Annotated in this window: 21 protein-coding genes and 1 other RNA gene; 8 read left to right on the forward strand and 14 right to left on the reverse strand. The window is 54.5% G+C overall.

The window, feature by feature from the left end:
* The first annotated feature begins 212 nt into the window (after positions 1-212).
* From ABEH87_RS09055 to ABEH87_RS09065, 3 genes are all read left to right on the forward strand, one after another.
* Positions 213-566, forward strand: a complete 354-nt coding sequence (locus ABEH87_RS09055) for a hypothetical protein (protein WP_346575849.1) — start codon at positions 213-215, stop codon at positions 564-566.
* A gap of 144 nt (positions 567-710) precedes the next feature.
* Positions 711-1,091: an Hha toxicity modulator TomB gene (tomB, locus tag ABEH87_RS09060; protein WP_346575851.1), complete on the forward strand. Its 381-nt coding sequence runs from the start codon at positions 711-713 to the stop codon at positions 1,089-1,091.
* A gap of 28 nt (positions 1,092-1,119) precedes the next feature.
* Positions 1,120-1,338 (forward strand): HHA domain-containing protein, encoded by a 219-nt coding sequence (locus ABEH87_RS09065; RefSeq protein ID WP_004156337.1) that lies wholly within the window; start codon positions 1,120-1,122, stop codon positions 1,336-1,338.
* Between the two features lie 64 nt (positions 1,339-1,402).
* Here ABEH87_RS09065 and ffs read toward each other — a convergent pair.
* An RNA gene (gene ffs / locus ABEH87_RS09070) (signal recognition particle sRNA small type) lies at positions 1,403-1,499 on the reverse strand.
* Positions 1,500-1,632: 133 nt separating this feature from the next.
* Here ffs and ABEH87_RS09075 point away from each other — a divergent pair.
* Positions 1,633-1,947, forward strand: a complete 315-nt coding sequence (locus ABEH87_RS09075) for an MGMT family protein (RefSeq protein ID WP_346575852.1) — start codon at positions 1,633-1,635, stop codon at positions 1,945-1,947.
* Positions 1,948-1,976: 29 nt separating this feature from the next.
* Here the strand turns inward: ABEH87_RS09075 and ABEH87_RS09080 are convergent, their stop codons facing one another.
* Positions 1,977-2,534, reverse strand: coding sequence for a YbaY family lipoprotein (locus tag ABEH87_RS09080; protein ID WP_346575854.1), 558 nt, complete (start codon positions 2,532-2,534; stop codon positions 1,977-1,979).
* A 225-nt stretch (positions 2,535-2,759) separates the two neighbouring features.
* Between ABEH87_RS09080 and tesB the strand changes: the two genes are divergently transcribed.
* Positions 2,760-3,620 (forward strand): acyl-CoA thioesterase II, encoded by an 861-nt coding sequence (gene tesB / locus ABEH87_RS09085; protein ID WP_346575856.1) that lies wholly within the window; start codon positions 2,760-2,762, stop codon positions 3,618-3,620.
* 62 nt (positions 3,621-3,682) lie between these two features.
* Here the strand turns inward: tesB and amtB are convergent, their stop codons facing one another.
* The 5 genes from amtB to ABEH87_RS09110 form a co-directional block, all read right to left on the reverse strand.
* On the reverse strand, positions 3,683-4,969 hold the full coding sequence (gene amtB / locus ABEH87_RS09090; protein WP_346575858.1) for an ammonium transporter AmtB: 1,287 nt from the start codon (positions 4,967-4,969) through the stop codon (positions 3,683-3,685).
* A 34-nt stretch (positions 4,970-5,003) separates the two neighbouring features.
* Positions 5,004-5,342, reverse strand: coding sequence for a P-II family nitrogen regulator (gene glnK, locus ABEH87_RS09095; protein ID WP_007886947.1), 339 nt, complete (start codon positions 5,340-5,342; stop codon positions 5,004-5,006).
* A gap of 272 nt (positions 5,343-5,614) precedes the next feature.
* Entirely contained in the window at positions 5,615-7,378 is a 1,764-nt protein-coding gene (locus tag ABEH87_RS09100; RefSeq protein ID WP_346575860.1) for a SmdB family multidrug efflux ABC transporter permease/ATP-binding protein, read from the reverse strand.
* Positions 7,371-9,143 (reverse strand): SmdA family multidrug ABC transporter permease/ATP-binding protein, encoded by a 1,773-nt coding sequence (locus ABEH87_RS09105; protein WP_346575862.1) that lies wholly within the window; start codon positions 9,141-9,143, stop codon positions 7,371-7,373. The genes ABEH87_RS09100 and ABEH87_RS09105 overlap by 8 nt, the downstream gene beginning before the upstream one ends.
* Before the next feature lie 24 nt (positions 9,144-9,167).
* Positions 9,168-9,641: an Lrp/AsnC family transcriptional regulator gene (locus ABEH87_RS09110; RefSeq protein ID WP_346575865.1), complete on the reverse strand. Its 474-nt coding sequence runs from the start codon at positions 9,639-9,641 to the stop codon at positions 9,168-9,170.
* A gap of 95 nt (positions 9,642-9,736) precedes the next feature.
* Here ABEH87_RS09110 and ABEH87_RS09115 point away from each other — a divergent pair, with 95 nt between their 5' ends.
* Positions 9,737-10,678 carry a DMT family transporter gene (locus ABEH87_RS09115; protein ID WP_346575867.1) on the forward strand — a complete coding sequence of 314 codons (942 nt, stop codon included), beginning with the start codon at positions 9,737-9,739 and terminating at the stop codon, positions 10,676-10,678.
* Between the two features lie 42 nt (positions 10,679-10,720).
* Here the strand turns inward: ABEH87_RS09115 and cof are convergent, their stop codons facing one another.
* Entirely contained in the window at positions 10,721-11,536 is an 816-nt protein-coding gene (cof, locus tag ABEH87_RS09120; RefSeq protein WP_346575869.1) for an HMP-PP phosphatase, read from the reverse strand.
* 114 nt (positions 11,537-11,650) lie between these two features.
* Here cof and ABEH87_RS09125 point away from each other — a divergent pair, with 114 nt between their 5' ends.
* Positions 11,651-13,351 carry an SgrR family transcriptional regulator gene (locus ABEH87_RS09125; protein WP_346575871.1) on the forward strand — a complete coding sequence of 567 codons (1,701 nt, stop codon included), beginning with the start codon at positions 11,651-11,653 and terminating at the stop codon, positions 13,349-13,351.
* A gap of 94 nt (positions 13,352-13,445) precedes the next feature.
* Positions 13,446-14,141: a 7-cyano-7-deazaguanine synthase QueC gene (gene queC / locus ABEH87_RS09130; RefSeq protein ID WP_346575873.1), complete on the forward strand. Its 696-nt coding sequence runs from the start codon at positions 13,446-13,448 to the stop codon at positions 14,139-14,141.
* 30 nt (positions 14,142-14,171) lie between these two features.
* Here the strand turns inward: queC and ABEH87_RS09135 are convergent, their stop codons facing one another.
* From ABEH87_RS09135 to clpX, 6 genes are all read right to left on the reverse strand, one after another.
* Positions 14,172-14,564, reverse strand: a complete 393-nt coding sequence (locus tag ABEH87_RS09135) for a YbgC/FadM family acyl-CoA thioesterase (protein ID WP_346575875.1) — start codon at positions 14,562-14,564, stop codon at positions 14,172-14,174.
* A 107-nt stretch (positions 14,565-14,671) separates the two neighbouring features.
* Positions 14,672-15,010 (reverse strand): helix-hairpin-helix domain-containing protein, encoded by a 339-nt coding sequence (locus ABEH87_RS09140; RefSeq protein WP_346575877.1) that lies wholly within the window; start codon positions 15,008-15,010, stop codon positions 14,672-14,674.
* A 140-nt stretch (positions 15,011-15,150) separates the two neighbouring features.
* Positions 15,151-17,022 carry a peptidylprolyl isomerase gene (ppiD, locus tag ABEH87_RS09145; protein ID WP_346575879.1) on the reverse strand — a complete coding sequence of 624 codons (1,872 nt, stop codon included), beginning with the start codon at positions 17,020-17,022 and terminating at the stop codon, positions 15,151-15,153.
* 221 nt (positions 17,023-17,243) lie between these two features.
* Positions 17,244-17,516: a nucleoid-associated protein HU-beta gene (gene hupB, locus ABEH87_RS09150; protein WP_346575881.1), complete on the reverse strand. Its 273-nt coding sequence runs from the start codon at positions 17,514-17,516 to the stop codon at positions 17,244-17,246.
* Between the two features lie 220 nt (positions 17,517-17,736).
* Positions 17,737-20,094 (reverse strand): endopeptidase La, encoded by a 2,358-nt coding sequence (gene lon, locus ABEH87_RS09155; RefSeq protein WP_346575883.1) that lies wholly within the window; start codon positions 20,092-20,094, stop codon positions 17,737-17,739.
* 190 nt (positions 20,095-20,284) lie between these two features.
* Entirely contained in the window at positions 20,285-21,559 is a 1,275-nt protein-coding gene (gene clpX, locus ABEH87_RS09160) for an ATP-dependent protease ATP-binding subunit ClpX (RefSeq protein ID WP_346575885.1), read from the reverse strand.
* Positions 21,560-21,817 lie beyond the last annotated feature (258 nt).

The following is a 21,817-nucleotide window of genomic DNA, read 5'->3' on the forward strand; positions in this document are numbered from 1 at the left end:
ATCTAAGTATTACAGTGTCTTGCCATCTGACAGAGGGCTTTTATATAAACAAAACTCAACAAGCTATAGCACTTGTCACAAAAAAAGCATTTGGCGTAAAAATAATTAACAAAAAAATCATCATGATAGACTACACTTCATTTATCAGATGGTGTAATTAGCCGTTAAAAAAAACGCCCCTGATTAGTAAAAATTAACTCTGTGGGGAAAAAATGCGCAGAACAGTACCGTTAAAATATCGTCAAACTGACCCTAATCCACTAGAATTAACCGAACACATAAGACAGATAATTCCCAAAATAGCAGATGACCTTGTGGGTTCTCTGGAATGGTATTCACAAAATGCACACATTGTTCCCGACAGCATCAAAATTATTTCCCTGGAACATTTGCAGCAATCGCGTTATAAACTTAACTATAGTTTTCGCTGGAACGTCTTCAACGCCTGCCTGGATATTGATGCGTATGAAACAACGACACAGTCGGTGAATTTTAACGTCACTCAGGATGCTCTGGTGTTTGATTTTATTGATAACGATCGCCATGCAATGTCAGATGAATTGTAATATTGCGTTTTAGCTCCGGGTTTAATTAACTTACGTTATATTTTGTATAGATGTTTAAAGTTGACATGTATTTATCACTTCCTGGCATACCTGTTTAAAAGTGCGGTCATCTGGCATGTTTCGCAAGCTTAGGAGGGGAAAAAGATGGACGAATACTCACCGAGAAGGCATGATATTGCCCAGCTTAAATTCTTATGTGAAAGCCTGTACGATGAAAGCCTGGCAACACTGGGTGACAGTCATCATGGCTGGGTTAACGATCCTACCTCTGCTGTCAATCTACAGCTTAATGACCTGATTGAGCATATTGCTGCCTTCACTATGAATTACAAAATTAAGCACATTGAGGATAGCGATCTGATAAGCCAGATTGATGAATACCTTGATGACACCTTCATGTTGTTCAGTAATTACGGCATTAATGTTCAGGACCTGCAGCGCTGGCAAAAATCAGCCAGGCGACTGTTCAACATTTTTGCAGAAGAATGTGCAACCGGTCGCATACAGGCCAGCCATTCCTTTTAGCAACCCATTAATCAATTACGGTTTAATAATGACAGACAAACTTTTAACAAAAACTGATTATCTGATGCGCCTCAGGCGTTGTCGTTCAATCGACACGCTTGAACGCGTTATCGAAAAAAACAAATACGAATTATCTGATGATGAACTTGCGGTATTCTATTCAGCTGCCGATCATCGTCTGGCTGAACTGACAATGAATAAACTGTATGACAAAGTGCCCGTCGCAGTGTGGAAGTTTGTACGTTAAAGATTGAATGTTGGCGTATACAGAGTGAGGCAGGAAAGCGGGACAGGGCAGAATTGGGTGGGGGCCCTGCCAGCTACATCCCGGCACACGCGTCATCTGTTACGGCTGCTTCCTTCCGGATCTGACCGAGTTCACAAATTAGCATTGCGGGAGAACCAACCGGGCCCCCATTGATTGCCCTGGGTAACCAGAGCGCAGGCATTATCAATGATGCCCTCGCCAATTGCAAGCCGCCCCCTGATGACCGTTGGTTTCTTGCACGATCTGCCGCTTATTCCCCCGCTACGGACGCCCATGAATTCCGAAAATGACAGTTTTCAGCAACGCATTTATCAGATTGTCGCCGCCATTCCTTATGGCTGCGTTACCACCTACGGTGAAATTGCTCAACTGGCAGGTTCACCGCGTGCAGCCCGTCAGGTCGGAGGCGTGCTGAAACGCCTGCCCGCCGGCAGCAAGCTACCCTGGCATCGTGTGATAAATCGCAAAGGTGAAATTTCTCTGGTGGGGGACGATCTCACCCGACAGCGCACGGCACTTCAGCAGGAAGGGATTGCGGTATCGCGTGAAGGGCGAATTGACCTGAAGAAATATCGCTGGCAGTGGTGATGTGGGGCGGTATGCCGCCCCGATGTTGATTACAGCGAAGTCGGTGCCGGAACGGCTGCTGAAGGCGTTACCTGCGTAGGTGACGTGGACGGCACGGTGGTGGCTGCCCCACTCTGGGTTGGCATTGCCACTGACGGAACCGGCACCAGCGTCAGGTCCTGACGCGTACCGCCTGTAGTGACCACCTGTTTAACCGTATCGGTAATAAACACCATCTTGCCATCGACCACCACCGCTGCACTCAGCAGGATGCGCGCATTAGGCTGAATATCTGACGGGTTAAACGGCAGGGTGAACTGGAACGGTGCCTGCTTGCCCTCGGTGCGAACAACCCGCTGAGCCAGAACTTTAGACGGGGCATCCGCCAGCGACGCATCGGACAGTGTCACTGTCAGGACCGAATCAGGCGGCAGTGCGACCTTCTGACGGATCCAGACCGTACCGCTGACGTTAGGCTGTTTGATCACTGCCTGTTGTCCCGTCACCTGCGAGCCAAGGGTCGGGGTAGGCACATCTTTGCTTTTATCAGCACAGCCTGAAATAGCCACAGCCAGAGCCGCACCACTTAATACATGCCAGAATTTCATTGATAGTTTCTCCTTTCGATCAATGCTTACGACAGACACTTCGCCGTAAAAAAGCAGTCTTAAACTGCCAGCGTAGCTTTAATTCTGGCACAAGTTACTGATTTTGCCTGGACTCAACGATAATCAGAATTATCTCCCTCCCCCCTCATATCGCATAAAGAGACGTTGACGCTAACTGGTCGGATCTCGCAAACTGGTAACGGAAAAATTACTGAGGAACTGCATATGGGCCAGGCGCTGCAAAATTTGTTAAACCTGCTGGATTTGGAAACCCTGGAAGAAGGTCTGTTCCGCGGGCAGAGTGAAGATCTGGGCCTGCGTCAGGTTTTTGGGGGGCAGGTGGTAGGTCAGGCGCTGTATGCTGCCAAACAGACGGTGCCGCAGGAACGTATTATTCACTCTTTCCACAGCTACTTTCTGCGCCCGGGTGACAGTGAGAAAGCGATTATTTACGATGTCGAAAACCTGCGGGACGGCCAGAGTTTCAGCGCCCGCCGCGTGAAAGCGGTGCAAAACGGTAAACCTATTTTCTATATGACCGCCTCTTTTCAGGGTCCTGAATCAGGTTTTGAACATCAAAAAATCATGCCTGACGCTCCCGGCCCGGATAGCCTGCCCTCAGAAACTGAAATCGCCCGCCAGCTGGCGCACTATATTCCTGAGAAGGCGCGGGATAAATTCCTGGCGGAAAAACCCTTCGAGATCCGTCCGGTTGAGTTCCACAATCCGTTAAAAGGGCATATCAGTGAACCGGCCCGCTATACCTGGTTGCGCGCCAATGGCACCATGCCGGAGGATAAGCGCATCCATCAGTATCTGCTGGGCTATGCCTCTGACTTTAACTTCCTGCCGGTGTCATTACAGCCACACGGTAAAGGTTTTCTGGAACCTGGAATGCAGGTGGCCACCATTGACCACTCAATGTGGTTCCACCGCCCTTTTGACCTTAACGAATGGCTGCTGTACAGCGTAGAGAGCACGTCGGCGTCCAGCGCGCGCGGATTTGTACGCGGTGAGTTCTGGAACCAGCAGGGGGTGCTGGTGGCGTCTACAGTCCAGGAGGGCGTTATTCGCCAGCGTGCTTAACATCAGGCATAAAAAAAGCGGGCCTGCTGGCCCGCTTTTTCGTTATTTTTTAGCGCTCAGATTTAGTTGTTGTAAGCATTCTCGCCGTGGCTGTTGACGTCCAGACCTTCGCGTTCCTGCTCTTCCGGTACGCGCAGCCCGACAATCATGTCGGCCACTTTGAAGCCGATGAAGGCAACAACCGCCGTCCAGACAATGGTCAGACCCACGCTGAACAGCTGAACCCAGACCTGATGACCCATGGTCACACCTTCCGCATAGCCCACGCCACCCAGTGAAGAAGAAGCGAAGACACCGGTCAGGATACAGCCAACGATACCGCACACGCCGTGGACACCGAATACGTCACAAGGGTCATCAACGCGCAGCCATTTTTTCAGGATAGTGACACCCCACAGCCCCGCCAGTCCGCCGACCAGACCGATAATCAACGCCCCGCCGACGCCGACATAACCACAGGCCGGAGTGATGGCAACCAGACCGGCAATCACACCGGAACTCACACCCAGCAGAGAAGGTTTACCGCGCAGCGCCCACTCACCAAAGGTCCAGCTCAGCATCGCACCAGCCGTCGCAATGACGGTATTGAGGAACGCCAGGCCAGCAATCTCATTGGCCGCGCTGGCAGAACCGGCGTTGAAGCCAAACCAGCCAAAGTACAGGATCGCCGTACCGGTGAAGACCATCGGCAGGTTGTGCGGTTTAAACGCTTCTTTACCGAAACCGGCACGTTTACCCACCATGTAAGCCCCCACCAGCCCCGCCACCGCAGCGTTGATGTGAACAACCGTACCGCCCGCGAAGTCCAGCGCGCCATCAGCCGCCAGGAAACCACCGGCCCAGACCATGTGGGCAATGGGCAGGTAAGCAAAGGTCAGCCAGATAACCACGAAGATCAGTAATGCAGAGAAGCGAATACGCTCTGCGATGGCACCAACAATCAGCCCTACGGTAATACAGGCGAAGGAAGCCTGGAATGCCACATGAATATACTGATAGTAAGACCCCATCACCGCCGTCGGCGTGATATTCTTCAGCATCGCCCAGTTAAAGCTACCGAAGAAGGCATTTCCTTCGCTGAACGCCAGTGAATAACCGTAAACCATCCACAGCACACAGACGATGGCAAAAGTCATAGCGACCTGAGTCAGCATCGACAGCACGTTTTTGGCGCGGATCAGACCGCCGTAGAACAGTGCGATACCCGGAATGGTCATAAACAGCACCAGCGCGGTGCAGATCATCATAAAGGCGTTATCAGCTTTGTCAGCAACCGCAGGAGCGGCAGCCATTGCCAGCGACGGTAAAAGCGCAACACCGGCGAGGCCAAACTTAGCGAGTTTTTTCATTTTGTCCCATCCCATCACAATTCTGAGCCCCGAATTACAGTGCTGCTTCGTCAGTTTCGCCGGTGCGAATACGGATGACACGCTGCAATTCTGCAACGAAGATCTTCCCGTCACCAATTTTGCCTGTGTAGGCTGCTTTGCTTATGACATCGACCACTTCGTCAAGCTGGTCATCGGCAATAGCGATATCAATTTTTACTTTTGGCAGGAAGTTCACGCTGTATTCAGCACCGCGATACAGTTCTGCATGTCCTTTCTGGCGGCCGAAGCCTTTGACTTCAGTCACGGTCAGACCCTGAATGCCGATTGACGACAGTGCTTCACGCACGTCTTCCAGTTTGAACGGTTTGATTACCACGGTAACCAGCTTCATACGATCCCCTCCAGGTAAAAAATCAGGTTGTTTCAGCGACACGAAATGATTAAAGCAAAGGCTGTGCCAGAGTTTAAAAATATGAATTTTTCAGACGATTAGTCAGTGCTGGTCTGAGCCGCAGCTGAGACGCAGATCACACCTGGAAGGACGGTAAGGAAAGGAGATGAGCAAAAACGCACCAGAAAGGTGCGCCATGCGTCAGGGCAGTGCATTTGTGGGTTTACAGGGTATTTTTTCGCCTGAATTTGGTGCAGCGCAGCGGCAGAGAATTAACCGTTCTCAGCTGCTGCCAGCTCTTCACCCGCCAGTTGAAGCTGGTACATCTGCCAGTAGCGCCCTTTGGCTGCCAGCAGCTGCTGATGGCTACCGCGCTCGACGGCCTGACCACGGTGCAGCACCAGGATAGTGTCAGCTTCGGTAATGGTGGACAGCCGGTGAGCGATAACTACCAGCGTGGTACGCTCGCGCACCGCACGCAATGCTTTCTGGATCGCCTGCTCCGTACCGGAGTCGATATTGGCAGTGGCTTCATCCAGGATCAGGATCTGCGGCGCCGCAACCAGCACACGCGCCATCGCCAGCAGCTGTTTCTGCCCGACAGAAAGATTATTACCCTGCTCACCCAGCTGGGTGTGAATGCCGTCCGGTAACTCACGCGCCAGCGCAGCGAGCTGCACCGTTTCCAGCGCCTGCCACACGGCGTCTTCACTAATATCCCGCCCCAGCGTGACATTCGCAAAGAAGGTATCGGCCAGCACGACCGGGTCCTGCTGAACCATCGCCACGCTTCCGCGCAGGGTGCCATGGCTGAGCGACGAGAGCGGTCGGCCATCCAGCAAGATTTCACCCTGACTCAGCAGGTAGTAGCCCATCAGCAGATTCGCGAGCGTACTTTTGCCGCTGCCGGTGTGGCCGACCAGCGCAACAAAATGCCGCGACGGCACCGAGAGATTAATGTCCGTCAGGACCGGGCGACCGCTGCGGTAAGCAAAGGTCACATCACGAATATCGATGCTGCCGCTGCGCAGCGGCTCGTTATCCTCGCCGTAGGGCTGACGCGGTGCATCCATCAGTTCAAAAATACGTTCACCGGCCACCACAGCCTGTTGCAGCATCGACTGCTGGGTGGTGAGTTCGATCAGCGGCTCATTCAGGCGTCCAAGGTAGTTGATAAAGGCATACAGCACACCGACCTCAATGCTGCCCACAGAGGTGAAACCAAACAGCATCATTAACCCGCAAAGGATCATTGCTGAAAACAGGCTGAGCAATGGCCGCAGCAGGAAACCGTCCAGCCGCAGCGTCTGCATACGCGCCAGATAGTGGGAGCGGCTGGCCTCCCCCATTCGCTCGCCAAAACGTGCCTGCTGGCGAAACTGCTGGATGACGCTCATACCGTTGATGACTTCATTGAAACCGTTGTTAATTTCCGCCAGATAGCTGCGTACGCGCCGTACAATTGGCGTGCTGTAACGCTGATAAATCATCATCACCACCAGCACTGCCGGGAAAATCGTGATGGCTACCAGCGCCATACGCCAGTCAAGGCTGAACATCGCCACCAGCATCGCCCCGACCAGTGCGGCACTGCGCAACACCGTTGCCACCACGGTGACGTACAGGTCGCGCACCACCTCCGTGTCATTAGTGACCCGTGAGATTATCTGCCCGACCGGCTGGGTATCAAACGCGCCCAGCGGCTGGCGCAGTGCAGCATCCATCACATCGGTGCGCAAACGCTGAACCACCCCCACCGCCGCCTGGTTAAACAACAGCGCCTGACAGTAGTGCAGCCCCGCGGCCAGCAGCTGAAGCAGCAGGAAGCTGACCACCAGCCCGACCACCAGGCCCACCGGCATGTGGTGCTTTGCCACCATATTGTCAATAAAATAGCTGACCAGCACCGGCCCCAGCACTTCGGCGGCAGCCGCCACCCATAGCATCAGTACCGCGAGGCTCAGGGATTTACGCCACGGAGCACCGTAAGAAAGCAGCCGTTTGAGGGTAGGCCACAGTTGGGTAACATTAGCCATGTGGCACGACTCCCTGCTCAATGTCATCTTCGTCCAGCGCGGCTTCGAGCTGCTGATAGCGGTACATATCGCGATACCAGCCTTGCGCCACAGCCAGTTGCTCATGATTACCCCGCTGCGCCACCTGACCATGCTGCAATACCAGAATTTCGCTGGCTTCAGTCAGGGCTGACAGGCGGTGCGCGCTGATGATCACCGTACGCCCCTCGCCCCAGCTGCGCAGGTTATGCAGGATCTGATGCTCAGTCCGGCCATCGACCGCGGACAGGGCATCATCCAGCACCAGGATTTCCGCCTCCAGCAGCAGGGCGCGGGCAATCGAAATACGCTGTTTCTGACCACCAGACAACATCACGCCCCGCTCCCCAACCTCAGTTTCATAGCCCTGCGGCAGACGCAGTATATCGTCGTGGACGAAAGCAAGCTGTGCAGCTTGCTCAATCTCACTCTGCGTTGCGCCTGGGCGGCCCAGCGCAATGTTGTTAGCCACGCTATCGGAGAACAGGAACGGCGTCTGGCTGACCACTGCCAGGCGGCTGCGCCAGCCATCAAGACGCAGCTGTGGCAGAGGGAGATCGTGATAGCGAATATCCCCCTGACTGACATCGAAGTGGCGCTGTATCAGGCTCAGCAGGGTGCTTTTACCGGCACCGGTCGGGCCACACAGACCGAGCATCTGACCCGGCTGAATCGTTACGTTCAGATCACGCAGTGCAGGCTGCTGTGCACCGGGGTAACTGAACGCCTGCACGGCAATTTGTAACTGGCCACGCCCTTCCGGTAACGGCCGATCGCCGTCAACGACCGCAGGCGCTTCCGCCAACAGCGACTGAATCCGCGTCCAGGCCGCACTGCCACGTTCGACAATATTAAACATCCACGCCAGCGCCAGCATCGGCCAGATCATCAGGCCCAGGTACATGACAAAACTGGTCAACTGCCCCAGGGTTAACGTGCCATGCCAGACCATCCAGCTGCCGCCGCCGATAGCCAGCAGGTTCGACATACCGATAGCAATGTAGATCGTCGGGTCGAAGCGCGCATCAACGCGCGCTACGCGCAGATTTTTCTCTCCGGTGTCTTTGGCAATGGCGGCAAACTGGCCGGACTGATGATCTTCCAGACCAAAGGCTTTGATCATGCGGATACTGCTCAGGCTTTCCTGCGTCTGATCGTTCAGCGAGGAGAAAGCGGCCTGTGCCAGTTTGAAACGCTGATGCAGCTGGTCGCCGTAGCGTTTAATCACCAGCGCCATAACCGGCATCGGTAGCAGAGCCAGCAGAGTGAGCTGCCAGCTGATCTGGGTACTCATCACAATCAGCACCGCCATCCCCATCACCAGAGAATCCACCAGCGTCAGTACGCCTTCGCCCGCAGCAAACACCACGCGGTCAACATCATTCGTGGCGCGGGCGATCAGGTCACCCGTGCGGTGGCGCAAGTAGAATTCCGGATGCTGGCGGCTGAGCTGACGGTAAAAATTTTCACGCAGCTCCACGGCCAGCTGATAGGACGCGCCAAACAACAGAACGCGCCAGACGTAGCGCAGCAGGTAAACCACCACCGCGGTCGCCAGCATCACGCCCACCCAGACCATTAGCTGGCGGTGGCTCATACCGTCGTGGCTGACGCCGTCAACGATTTTCCCCACCACGTGTGGCGGAAGCAGTTGCAGCAGGGCAATAACAATTAACAGCAGAACCGCACCGACATAGCGGCGCCATTCACGCAAAAAATACCAGCTTAGTTGGCTAAAAAGTCGCACAAAAACGTCCTGATTATCGACCGGTTAAAGCACAACCGGCAACGCGGTGGTGTATTTTATCTCTTCCATAGCGAAACTCGAAGTGACATCGATCAGACCCGGTACACCATTGACCAGCTGTTTGTAAAAACCATCATAGCTTTTCATATCGGCCACCTGCACACGCATCAGGTAGTCATATTCACCGGCCATGCGGTAGAACCCCATGACTTCCGGCATGGCCTGAACCACCTGCACAAACTGCTGGAACCACTCGCGACTGTGCTGCTGAGTTTTAATCAGCACAAAGGCTGTCAGACCCAATCCCAGTTTTTCACCGTCAAGTAAGGCCACCCGGCCGCGAATATAGCCTTCATCCTCCAGTCGTTTCAAGCGCTTCCAGCAGGGGGTGGTGGTCAGACTGACGGCATCCGCCAGCGCCTGCAGAGAGAGCGTACAATCCTGCTGGAGCAGGTTTAAAAGCATACGGTCTTTTTTATCCAGCGGTATTGGTAGCAAAATTTTCTCCTCGACAGCGAAAACACAGCATCATTATAGCAACCTTTTCCCCAGGCGTTCCGTTAATCTGTTCCTCTGTTTTGCCACTCTCAAGGATGACCAAGATGAACAAAAATCATTACCGTAACCTGCTGATCCTCGGATTATTTACGGCTGTTGCACTGACATGGGGCACCACATGGATGGCGATGAAAATTACGGTGGCCACCGTTCCCCCTATCTTCGCCACCGGATTACGTTTTCTCTGTGCCGCCCCGCTGTTGCTGCTGCTGGCTCGCTATAAAAAAGCTCCGCTGCTGTTTCCGGCCGGTCTGCGTGGCTTCCAGCTCTGCGTCATGCTGTTCTATTTTGCGATTCCTTTTACGCTGATGATCTACGGCGAACGCTACACCTCCTCCAGCCTGGCGGCGATTATTTTCGCCACCATGCCTGCCGCGGTACTGGCGGCTTCACTGCTGTTTCTTCGTGAAAAAACGTCGCTGCAACAGTTAGTTGGGCTGGCAATCAGCCTTGCCGCTCTCAGCACTATTTTGTGGCACGAAACCCGCGACAGCGGTGAGAGCCAGATAACGGGCATCCTCGCGCTGGTTGCCGCCGTGCTTATCCACGCCGTCATGTACGTGCAGTGTAAGAAACGCTGCACAGGGATTTCAGTGCTGAGCTATAACGCCCTGCCCTGCCTGGGAGCGGGTGTGCTGCTGACGCTGGTGGGGCTGACGGAAGCGCCGGATTACACCACCTTTGCTCCACAGGCGTTAGCGGCAATTGCTTACCTTGGCCTGGTGGCTGGCGTGGGCGGTATTCTGGCCTACTTTGCTCTGCAGCAGGTCGCGAAACCGTTCCAGGCGTCGCTGGTGTTTCTGGTCTTCCCGCTGATTGCCGTGGCGCTGGAAAGTGAGTTGAGCGGCAGCAGTATCAGCCGTGAATCTTTGCTGCTGCTGTTACCGTTCCTGCTGGGGATTTTACTGACGCTGTATCGCGGCGCCCGCAGCCGTCAGGCTGACATCGCGGTCAAACCCGCACTGCGCGTTAAATAAAAAAACCGGGCATCCTGTGCCCGGTACACTGGCCAAAACTGATTATTCGGGGGAATAGACCAGGTGTGGTGTGGTAAGCCAGTGATTAAGGAAATGAGACACACCCTGTGTCGCACAATCACCAATAACCGGTAAATGCGGGAGCTGCGCTTTCAGCTCCTGCATCGCATTACGCATAACAAAGCCATGACCCACGCCGTCGAGCATCTCCAGATCGTTCATTGCATCTCCAAATGCCATGCACTCTGCCATCGATATCCCCAGCCTTGCGGTTAGCTGTGTCAGCGCGGCGCCTTTATTCGCGTTCAGCGGTAAGACTTCCAGGCAGTCCGCAGCAGAAAAACAGAGATGGGCACTGTCACCCAGCGCCTCACGCAGCTGGATTTTCAGTTCACACAGCTCATGATAATCCGCAATGAAACAGGCCTTGGTCACCTGATGTTCAGGCAGCGTTCGCAGGTCGGTAAGCTGGTAGCGAAAACCTGAAAGCTGATGGGCCGCTAAAATTTCCGGAACATCATGCTGCGTGAACCAGCCGTTATCGTTGAAAACGTGCAGGCTGGCGCGGGTATTCCAGTGGCTGTGGATCACCAGCCGCGCCACTTCGGGGGCGAGATCGCTGGCGTGCAGCAGCTGACCGGCAGGATCGTGGATGCGCGTGCCGTTGCCGCTAATCAGGAATGCAGGCAGATCGTAATCGCGCATCAGCGGCTGCATCTCCATGTAGTGGCGGCCGGTGGCAAAGGTGAGTTGTACCGGGTGCGCCTGCAGCGCACGCAGGCTGAGCAGGGTCTGTTGCCCCAGCTGATGATTAGGCATCAGCAGCGTACCATCCATATCAAATGCAGCAAGACGCACTCTGTTTTCTCCGCTTTAAGGGGGGGGTTATTTGTACTGAGTATCCTCTGGTATTTACGGAACTAATAGTGAATAGTTTCTTTAAACTGTTCCGGGTTTAGGGTTTAAGGTGAAATGAGACAGATCAACCGTTTGAACCAGTATCAACGCCTGTGGCAGCACAGTGCAGGGCAGCCCCAGTCCACCAGCGTCGCAGAAATCGCCACCTGCTGCTTTTGCAGTGAACGTCACGTCCGGACGCTGTTAAGCCAGTGGCAGAACAGCGGCTGGCTTGACTGGCAGGCCAGTTCCGGACGAGGAAAACGCGGTTGTCTGACCTTCCTGCAGTCCCCCGCGACATTACGCAGTGAGCTGATGTTGCAGCAGCTCGACAACGGCCATCCACAGCATGCACTGCAGCTGGTGCCGCTGGCCACGGAACAGCTTAGCCAGCTTTTACAGCCTTTCATGGGGGGACAGTGGCAGAACAATCAGCCCACGCTGCGTATCCCTTATTACCGCTCGCTGGATCCGCTACGCCCGCTGATGCAGCCAGGCCGTGCGGAACAGCACCTTGCCCATCAGGTGTTTGCCGGTTTAAGCCGCCTGGCGGGTGATGAAGCGGTTCCCGACCTGGCACACCACTGGCAGGTCAGCGATGACGGTCTGAGCTGGTTCTTCTTTTTACGCCCGCAGCTGCGCTGGCACCACGGCGAAGTGGTCACCGCCGGGCAGTTACGGCAGCGGCTGGAGATGATCCTTGACAGCCCTTGCGGCCAGCGCCTGCTGTCCGGGGTTATCAGCGTCAGCGAGGCTCATGCACTCTGTCTGCGCATCGACCTGCAAAGACCCGATAACTGGCTGGCTCACCGGCTGGCGAGCGTACCCTGCCTGCTGCCCCATCCTGAGAACCCGGAAATCGGTGCGGGACCGTGGCGGCTGATGATCAACTCGCCCTCACTGGTGCGGCTGGAAAGCCACGGCTGGTATCACGCCACTCACCCTCTGATGCAGGCCATTGAATACTGGATTGCGCCCCGGCTGTTTGACCCCGAACTGGGAACCAGCTGTCGCCATCCGGTACAGATTGCTATCGGCGCGCAGCAGGATTTAACCGCACTGCAGCCGGTCAGCCAGCGTATCAGCCTCGGCTTTTGTTATCTGGCAATTGGTAAACGCGCCGGACTCTCGGCCGCACAGGCCCGGCATATTATGTCGCTGGTACATCAATCCGGCATTATCGAACAGCTCCCGCTGGAGGAGGGGCTGATTACCCCCAGCCGTGAAATGCTGCCGGGCTGGCATATCCCGGACTGGCAGCCAGATGCGGATATTGTTCTGCCCGCACGGCTGAGCCTGCACTATCACCTGCCGGTAGAGCTGCATGCGATGGCCACCAGATTGCAGCAGCTGCTGGCCAGCCAGGGATGCACGCTGAGCCTCAGCTTTCATCCGCAAAAAAACTGGCAGGATTATCCCGCGCTGGCAGAAGCCGATCTGGTGATGGGTGACCGGCTGATTGGTGAAGCGCCGGTGTTCACGCTGGAGAGCTGGCTCCGCCTTGACCCGCTGTGGCCGGTACTGACCGGTGATTCTGGCTGGGAACAACTGCGCAACAGGCTGGATGATGTGCAACACTACCCGCAGCTGGAACAACGCCACCATCACGTGAAAACGCTGTATCAGCAGTTGATGAATGACGCCGTTATCACTCCGCTATTTAACTATCGCTACCAGGTCAGTGCACCGCCGGATGTGGAAGGCATTCACCTGAACGCATGGGGCTGGTTTGATTTCTCCCGTGCGTGGATCCCGCCGCCAGTTACTATTTCATGAGCAGGGGCACAGGCGACCAGAACAATAAAAGAGGATACCTTTCTCGCCAGCGAGGTATTACCATAGCGCCAGACAATAATGGGGAAGACAAAGTATGAAACGTGCAGTGGTGGTGTTCAGCGGTGGGCAGGATTCAACAACCTGTCTGATTCAGGCCTTACAACAGTATGATGAGGTCCACTGCGTAACCTTTGATTACGGACAGCGCCACCGCGCCGAGATCGACATTGCCCGCGATCTTTCACTGGCACTGGGCGCGCGTGCGCACAAAGTGCTGGACGTGACCATGCTGAATGAGCTGGCCGTCAGCAGCCTGACGCGCGATAACATCCCGGTCCCGGCTTACGACCCGGATGCCAGCGGCCTGCCGAGTACTTTTGTGCCGGGCCGCAATATCCTGTTCCTCACCTTCGCGGCGATTTACGCTTACCAGATTGAAGCCGAGGCGGTGATCACCGGCGTTTGCGAGACGGATTTCTCCGGTTATCCCGACTGCCGCGACGAATTTGTTAAAGCGTTGAATCAGGCGGTAAACCTGGGCATGGCGCGCGATATCCGTTTCGAGACACCGCTGATGTGGCTTAATAAAGCAGAGACCTGGGCTCTGGCCGAGTACTGGCAGCAGCTTCCCCTGATCCGTCACCAGACGCTGACCTGCTATAACGGCATTCAGGGCGACGGCTGCGGTGAATGTGCGGCCTGTCATCTGCGCGCCAACGGGCTGCACGAGTATCAGCAAAATCCGGCTGCCGTTATGCTCGCAATGAAAACCAAAACCGGATTGCAGTGATTTAACGCCAGGGCGAGGCAGACCTCGCCCCTACAGGGTTTCGAGGTGCGCCCGAAGCTCACCGTCCAGCGGCAGGGCTTTCTTTGAGTCCAGATCAATACAAACGAACGTCAGCAGCGCATCAGCCACCTCGCTACCGTCAGACTCCAGCGACACCTTCTGCCCCATCACCCCACTCTTCCCGCCCAGCCTGATCACTTCACTGTCGATAATCAGCACATCACCCATCACGGCCGGACGACGATAGTTGATGTTGATATTGACCACCACAAAGGCCAGGCCGTGCTGATTCATCCAGTGGAATGCCTCATGCTGTTCAAGCCACGCCCAGCGCGCCTCTTCAAGAAATTCGAGATAGCGGGCGTTGTTCACATGCTGATAAACATCCAGGTGATAGCCGCGTACTTTAATCGTGGTCTGCATCAGGGATCCTCATTGATAAAAAAGGCCATACCAACTGGTATGACCTCCTAGAGATTAGCAGCAAGTACGCAAAGTTTGCAGTGCGCATCACTGACCCGGAAGATGGATCACAATTTAAGATGGGACAGATTACGTTCCACCAGCGTGTTCCCCATGCCCGGCACCTCTTTCAACTGGTCCACCTGAGTGAAGGGGCCGTATTTCTCCCGGTAGCTCACAATCGACTCTGCTTTTTTAATCCCGACACCATTCATTACGGCAGCCAGTTCCTGCGCTGTGGCATGGTTAATACTCACCTGGGCGGTGTTATCCCCCTGACTTCTCACCGCTGCCGGGGCTTCAGCCAACGCCGCTTTCTCCTGCGCCGGTGCAACGCTGGCCATCACTGGCAAAGCCAGTCCCACTGACAGTACAAAAGTCATTGCCTGTAAAGTACGATTTAACATGCTGTTTTCCTCCATGTGTTAGACAGCATGGCTACCCTAACGCCACGCTCTCCACCCGGCAAACGGCAGATTTCAGAAATGGAAAAGGCCGCATAAGCGGCCTTTTGGTATTGCAATCAGTTGCAGTGAATTTGCGAGGCTTACTGTGCCTGCGCAGCCGCACCGTATTTGATTTTGGCTTCTTTACGCAGATTACTCAACATCGCTGCAAAGGCCAGCTGAGCATTATTCTGGGTTATGCCCTGGACCAGCGCCTGTTTCTGCGCGTCCGGCATGGTGCCTTTCTGCACTTTATCGAGCGCCATCACTACCACATTGCCCTGCGCATCTTCGCTAATACCGAAGGAAGGTTTACCCTCTGACGGCAGCGGCAGCGTGAACGCCGCCTGGGACAGGGCATCCTGACCCGTGCGTGACAGCGTCTGCTCAGCACCAAAGCTCAGACCGGCCGCTTTCAGGGCTTCATCGCCTTTACCGGCTTTCAGCTCAGCCAGCAGCTTATCGGCCTGGGCTTTCGCTTCCTGCTTCGCTTTCTGCTGCTTCAGCGTTTCAGTGATTTGCGCGGTCACGTCATTCAGCGCTTTCACCGCTTCTGGCTTATGCTCGCTGATGCGCAACACGAAGGCGCGGTCACCATCAACGTTGATCACCTCTGAGTTGCTGCCCGGCGTACCGCTTTGACCGACCAGAGCGCCGTTAAAGATCGCGTCCTGTACGGCTTTAAAATTCAGCTCCGCAGGCAGAGTGTCACGACCAAACCAGCCAGTTTCCACGGCTTTCACACCGGCAACCTGCTCAGCACTGGCCAGTGACTCATTGTCATTGCTGGCGGCATCGCTGACCTGCTGCTGCAGTTTGTAATAGGCGCTGATCGCTTTGTCCTGCTTCACTTTCGCAGCAATTTCATCATGAACTTCCGCCAGCGCTTTGATTTTAGCCGGTTGAATGTCATCAAGACGCGCCACGATAAAGCCAACGGATGACTTAATCACGCCAGAAAGCTGACCTTTCTCTTTCAGACCAGCCTCTTTCAGCTCGTCCGGCGTGGTAGCCGGCTCCAGCCAGCCCATATCACCACCGTTACGGGCAGAGATCGGGTCAGCTGATTTTTCTTTTGCCAGCGCGGCAAAATCACCGCCAGCCTTCAGCGCGTCAACCACCGACTGCGCTTCCGCTTCGGTTTTGGTCTGAATAATGCTGTAACGATCGCGCTGCGGCTGAGTGTATTCCTGCTGATGTTGATCGTACCAGCTCTGAATATCGCTCTCGCTTACCGGCTGCTGCATGCTGGCTGCATCAAGTTTGATGTAGCTGACACGGAACTGCTCAGGCGTCATAAAGCTGTTCTTATTCTGCTGGTAATAGTTGTTGATCTCTTCCGGGGTCACGGTCTGCTTCGCGACCAGGGCGTTGACGTTGATCGTCACTTCACGCACCAGGCGCTGCTGAGAAACCAGCGCGGCCAGAGAATCCGTTTCATTACCCAGCACAAAATCGGTACCCGTCACGGACTGGATCAGCTGCTGGGTAGTCAACTGCTTACGCAGTGCTTCCGCGTACTGGTCGGCTGAGAAACCCAAATTGCTGATCAGGCTCATGTACTTAGCGTTATCAAATTTACCGTCAGTCTGAAAAGCGGGCTGGCTAAATATCGCCTGCTTGATTTGCTCGTCACTGATGGCCAGGCCGATGTCTTTGGCATACTGGTCGAGTAACACTTCGTCAATCAGTTGAGAGAGCGCCTGCTGGCGGATCTGCTGCATGTAACCTTCGTTACCGGCCAGTGCGGAGAACTGTTCGCCCAGCATCTGCTGCTGACGAGTACGTTCGCTGCTGAAAGCACGCTCAAGCTGCGCGCGACTGATTTCCTGTCCGTTCACTTTGGCTGCGTAATCACCGTTACCGCCCGTCAGATACCCGCCTACGCCGGTAAGGACAAAGGACAGGATGATCAGGCCCAGTAAAATTTTGAGCACGACATGGTTCGACGCCGCGCGTAAATTGTCCATCATGGTGTGACAACACTCCGCTGTAGTGTGAATGTAAAACCTTGCGCTGCCGTCCCGCGTTCCCGAGGACGCACTCAGCCATTTTAGACAACCGCAGCACGCGTTTGTCATTGAAACATAAAAAAGGCACATCAGATTGCTGATGTGCCCCGTATGTTACATGAGAACGCGTTGGCGATCCTCAAAACGCCGAAGAAATCTGCTTCTGCGACGCTTCAACGCACTTAATTAACGGCGTCTTTCAGCGCTTTACCGGCACGGAAGCCAGGGACCTTGCCTGCAGCGATGGTAATTTCTTTGCCAGTTTGTGGGTTACGACCGGTACGCTCAGCGCGTTCACGCACAGAGAAAGTCCCGAAGCCGACCAGCGCCACTTCATCGCCAGCCTGCAGAGATTCAGTAACTGAACCGATGAAAGCATCTAACACACGTCCCGCTGCAGCTTTAGAAATATCGGCGTTTGCAGCAATTTTGTCGATCAACTGTGACTTATTCACTCAATCATCCCCTCTTTTATTTTTTACACTGTTACCGGCTTTCTACCGGAAACGTACGTGCGTCATTGGTTATGGCTGTTCAGCCCGAGCTTGTTGAGCCTCAGCAACCCGCAACCTTGCCGTCACTGGCTTAACAGCATCCTAACTTAACGGCACAAAAAAAGGCTGGCAAGCACCAATTCACTTGCCAGCCGTAGTTTTACAGTGAGTTTGCCTTAAATCACTTTTTTACCGTTACAACCTGCATGCCGGAAGGATCATTTTGCAGCGCAAGGGCCAGAACTTCCTCAATGCGTTTCACCGGGTGAATCACCAGGTCGGCAATCACGTTGTCCGGAATTTCTTCCAGATCGCGTTTATTCTCGTCCGGGATTAACACGGTTTTGATGCCGCCACGGTGCGCTGCCAGCAGTTTCTCTTTCAGGCCACCAATCGGCAGGACCTGACCACGCAGCGTAATTTCACCGGTCATGGCAACATCAGCGCGCACCGGGTTACCGGTGAGGCAGGAAACCAGCGCGGTACACATTGCAATACCGGCACTTGGACCATCTTTCGGCGTAGCGCCTTCAGGAACGTGCACGTGAATATCACGCTTCTCGTAGAAGTCACTGTTGATGCCCAGCTTCTCAGCGCGGGCACGCACCACGGTCAGTGCCGCCTGGATAGATTCCTGCATGACTTCACCCAGCGAGCCGGTGTAGGTCAGCTTACCTTTGCCCGGAACGCAGGCGGTTTCGATAGTCAGCAAGTCACCCCCCACTTCCGTCCACGCCAGACCGGTAACCTGGCCCACGCGGTTTTCGCTGTCGGCACGGCCATAGTCATAACGCTGCACGCCGAGATAATCTTTGAGGTTATCGCCGTTAATTTCGATGTGCTTGATGGTTTTATCCATCAGCAAGGTTTTCACTGCCTTACGGCACAGCTTGGAGAGTTCACGCTCAAGGCTACGCACGCCCGCTTCACGGGTGTAGTAACGAATGATGCCAACAATGGCGCTGTCGTCCACGGTCAGTTCATTTTTCTTCAGCGCGTTACGCTCAATCTGCTTCGACAGCAGGTGCTGTTTCGCAATGTTAAGTTTTTCGTCTTCGGTGTAGCCAGACAGGCGGATCACTTCCATACGATCCAGCAGCGGTGCCGGAATGTTCATCGAGTTAGAGGTCGCGACGAACATCACATCGGAGAGATCGTAATCCACTTCCAGATAGTGATCGTTAAAAGCAATGTTCTGTTCCGGATCCAGCACCTCAAGCAGAGCTGAAGCCGGGTCACCGCGCATGTCCGAAGACATCTTATCAATCTCATCCAGCAGGAACAGCGGGTTTTTAACCCCCACTTTCGCCATTTTCTGGATCAGTTTGCCCGGCATGGAACCGATGTAAGTACGACGGTGACCGCGAATTTCCGCTTCATCACGGACGCCACCCAGTGCCATACGGACGTATTTACGGCCGGTCGCTTTGGCGATCGACTGGCCCAGAGAGGTTTTACCTACCCCAGGCGGCCCCACCAGGCAGAGGATCGGGCCTTTAATTTTGCTGACGCGACTCTGTACTGCCAAATATTCGAGAATGCGATCTTTCACGCGTTCAAGACCGAAGTGGTCGGTATCCAGGGTTTCCTGTGCTTTCAGCAGGTCTTTCTTCACCTTGCTGCGCGCATTCCACGGCACCTGAACCATCCAGTCGATATAGCCACGCACAACCGTCGCTTCCGCCGACATCGGTGACATCATCTTCAGCTTTTGCAGTTCGGCTTCGGTTTTGTCACGCGCTTCTTTCGGCATTTTTGCCGCGTCGATTTTGCGTTTCAGCGCTTCGTTTTCATCTGGCGCATCGTCCATTTCGCCGAGTTCTTTCTGAATCGCCTTCATCTGCTCATTCAGATAGTACTCACGCTGGCTTTTTTCCATCTGTTTCTTGACGCGGTTACGGATGCGTTTCTCAACCTGCAGCAGGTCAATCTCCGATTCCATCATCGCCATCAGATATTCCAGACGTTCATTAATGTCTGACATTTCCAGAACGGACTGTTTATCAGCCAGTTTCAGCGGCATATGTGCAGCCACGGTATCGGCCAGACGCGCAGCATCGTCGATGCTGTTAAGCGAGGTCAGAACTTCCGGCGGGATCTTCTTATTCAGCTTGATATAACCTTCAAACTGATTGATCGCCGTACGCACCAGCACTTCCTGCTCGCGCTCTTCAATCTCAGGCGATTCCAGGTATTCCGCCTGAGCCGAAAAATGTTCGCCGTTATCTGACAGCGTGGTGATGTGTGCACGCTGTAAACCTTCCACCAGCACTTTTACTGTGCCGTCGGGGAGTTTCAGCATTTGCAAAATAGAGGCAACAGTCCCGACTGAGAAGAGGTCGTTAATGCCAGGTTCATCCGTTGAAGCTTCTTTCTGAGCGACCAGCATGATTTTTTTGTCATGATCCATGGCGGCTTCAAGGCAGCGAATGGATTTTTCACGACCGACAAACAACGGAATGACCATGTGCGGATAAACCACTACGTCACGCAACGGCAACACAGGGATTTCAATGCGTTCAGAACGCTCAGGATTCATAGAGCTCTCTCTTAGTTTAATTTCCGCCAGGGTAAGGGGAACCGCATCATCCAGACAAAGTGCAGTTTGACCCACAGGTATCTGAGTATATGGGGATGAACGGAATAGATTCAATGATGGGGTTACGAGAAAAGTAAAAGGGGGAACATTTTCCCCCTTTTCAGATAACTAACTGGATTGATTTGTTTATTTATTCGCCAGATGCCTGCTGCGCTTCAGGCTGGACGTAAATCAGCTTCGGCTCGCTGTCGCCCTCGATCACCGGGGCGTCCACCACCACTTTCTCCACGTCATCCATCGACGGCAGATCGTACATGGTGTTCAGCAATGCACCTTCCACAATCGAGCGCAGGCCACGGGCGCCGGTTTTACGCGACATGGCTTTTTTCGCAATCGCCGTCAGCGCATCTTCACGGAACTCCAGCTCCACCCCTTCCAGGTTAAACAGCGCCTGGTACTGCTTGGTCAGCGCATTTTTTGGCTCGCGCAGGATCTGGATCAGCGCGTCTTCGCTCAGCTCGGTCAGCGTTGCCACCACCGGCAGACGGCCGATGAATTCCGGGATCAGACCAAACTTGATCAGATCTTCCGGCTCCACCTGCGCCAGCAGCTCGCCTTCGGTCGCTTTCTCTGACTTGCCCTTCACCGACGCACCAAAACCGATGCCGGTGCCGGTGTCCACGCGCTGCGACACCACTTTATCCAGGCCGGCAAACGCCCCGCCGCAGATAAACAGGATCTTAGACGTGTCGACCTGCAGGAACTCCTGCTGCGGATGCTTGCGCCCGCCCTGCGGCGGTACGGCCGCCACGGTGCCTTCAATCAGCTTCAGCAGCGCCTGCTGCACGCCTTCGCCGGACACATCGCGGGTAATCGACGGGTTGTCTGACTTGCGTGAAATTTTGTCGATTTCATCAATGTAGACGATGCCGCGCTGCGCTTTCTGCACGTCGTAGTCACACTTCTGCAGCAGCTTCTGAATGATGTTTTCCACATCCTCACCCACGTAACCGGCTTCGGTCAGCGTGGTGGCGTCCGCCATAGTGAACGGCACGTCCAGCAGGCGCGCCAGCGTCTCGGCCAGCAGCGTTTTACCGCTGCCGGTCGGGCCGATCAGCAGAATGTTACTTTTACCCAGCTCGATACCGTTGCTGGTGTCGCCGTTACGCAGGCGCTTGTAGTGGTTATACACCGCGACCGACAGCACCTTCTTGGCCCGTTCCTGACCGATCACATAGTCATCAAGATGGTGGCGAATTTCGTGCGGCGTGGGCAGCGAGTTGCGCTCGCGGTGCGGCGCAACTTCTTTGATCTCTTCGCGAATAATGTCGTTACATAAGTCGACGCATTCATCGCAGATGTAGACTGACGGGCCGGCAATCAGCTTACGCACTTCATGCTGGCTTTTGCCGCAAAAAGAGCAGTACAGCAGTTTCCCTGAACCGTCTTTGCGCTTATCTGTCATCAGTTAACCTCATGCCTTGCTAAATTTACACGTACCAGAGCTTAATATAGCCCATTTCCCTCTGCAATTGGGAGTAAAAGTCCCGCATGTTGCGTGACAGGGCGCCAAAAACATGACCGTGCTCACCAGGTACAAAAAACAAACAAAGAGGGAAAAAACCGGAGAGAAAAACATTTAACTTTATGTTTTAATTGACAAATGCGACCTGATATTACAGTTGATTTAGCTGCTAAATGGATTATGCTAAACTCTGGTCAC

The sequence above is a fragment of the Erwinia sp. Eh17-17 genome (assembly GCF_039675725.1).
Classification (GTDB): domain Bacteria; phylum Pseudomonadota; class Gammaproteobacteria; order Enterobacterales; family Enterobacteriaceae; genus Erwinia.

Bases quoted from the DNA above. Each gene is read 5' to 3' on its own strand.
- ABEH87_RS09055 (WP_346575849.1), top strand. From the start codon at position 213: ATGCGCAGAACAGTACCGTTAAAATATCGTCAAACTGACCCTAATCCA.
- tomB (WP_346575851.1), top strand. From the start codon at position 711: ATGGACGAATACTCACCGAGAAGGCATGATATTGCCCAGCTTAAATTC.
- ABEH87_RS09065 (WP_004156337.1), top strand. From the start codon at position 1,120: ATGACAGACAAACTTTTAACAAAAACTGATTATCTGATGCGCCTCAGG.
- ABEH87_RS09075 (WP_346575852.1), top strand. From the start codon at position 1,633: ATGAATTCCGAAAATGACAGTTTTCAGCAACGCATTTATCAGATTGTC.
- ABEH87_RS09080 (WP_346575854.1), bottom strand. From the start codon at position 2,534: ATGAAATTCTGGCATGTATTAAGTGGTGCGGCTCTGGCTGTGGCTATT.
- tesB (WP_346575856.1), top strand. From the start codon at position 2,760: ATGGGCCAGGCGCTGCAAAATTTGTTAAACCTGCTGGATTTGGAAACC.
- amtB (WP_346575858.1), bottom strand. From the start codon at position 4,969: ATGAAAAAACTCGCTAAGTTTGGCCTCGCCGGTGTTGCGCTTTTACCG.
- glnK (WP_007886947.1), bottom strand. From the start codon at position 5,342: ATGAAGCTGGTTACCGTGGTAATCAAACCGTTCAAACTGGAAGACGTG.
- ABEH87_RS09100 (WP_346575860.1), bottom strand. From the start codon at position 7,378: ATGGCTAATGTTACCCAACTGTGGCCTACCCTCAAACGGCTGCTTTCT.
- ABEH87_RS09115 (WP_346575867.1), top strand. From the start codon at position 9,737: ATGACCAAGATGAACAAAAATCATTACCGTAACCTGCTGATCCTCGGA.
- ABEH87_RS09125 (WP_346575871.1), top strand. From the start codon at position 11,651: ATGAGACAGATCAACCGTTTGAACCAGTATCAACGCCTGTGGCAGCAC.
- queC (WP_346575873.1), top strand. From the start codon at position 13,446: ATGAAACGTGCAGTGGTGGTGTTCAGCGGTGGGCAGGATTCAACAACC.
- ABEH87_RS09135 (WP_346575875.1), bottom strand. From the start codon at position 14,564: ATGCAGACCACGATTAAAGTACGCGGCTATCACCTGGATGTTTATCAG.
- ABEH87_RS09140 (WP_346575877.1), bottom strand. From the start codon at position 15,010: ATGTTAAATCGTACTTTACAGGCAATGACTTTTGTACTGTCAGTGGGA.
- ppiD (WP_346575879.1), bottom strand. From the start codon at position 17,022: ATGATGGACAATTTACGCGCGGCGTCGAACCATGTCGTGCTCAAAATT.
- lon (WP_346575883.1), bottom strand. From the start codon at position 20,094: ATGAATCCTGAGCGTTCTGAACGCATTGAAATCCCTGTGTTGCCGTTG.
- clpX (WP_346575885.1), bottom strand. From the start codon at position 21,559: ATGACAGATAAGCGCAAAGACGGTTCAGGGAAACTGCTGTACTGCTCT.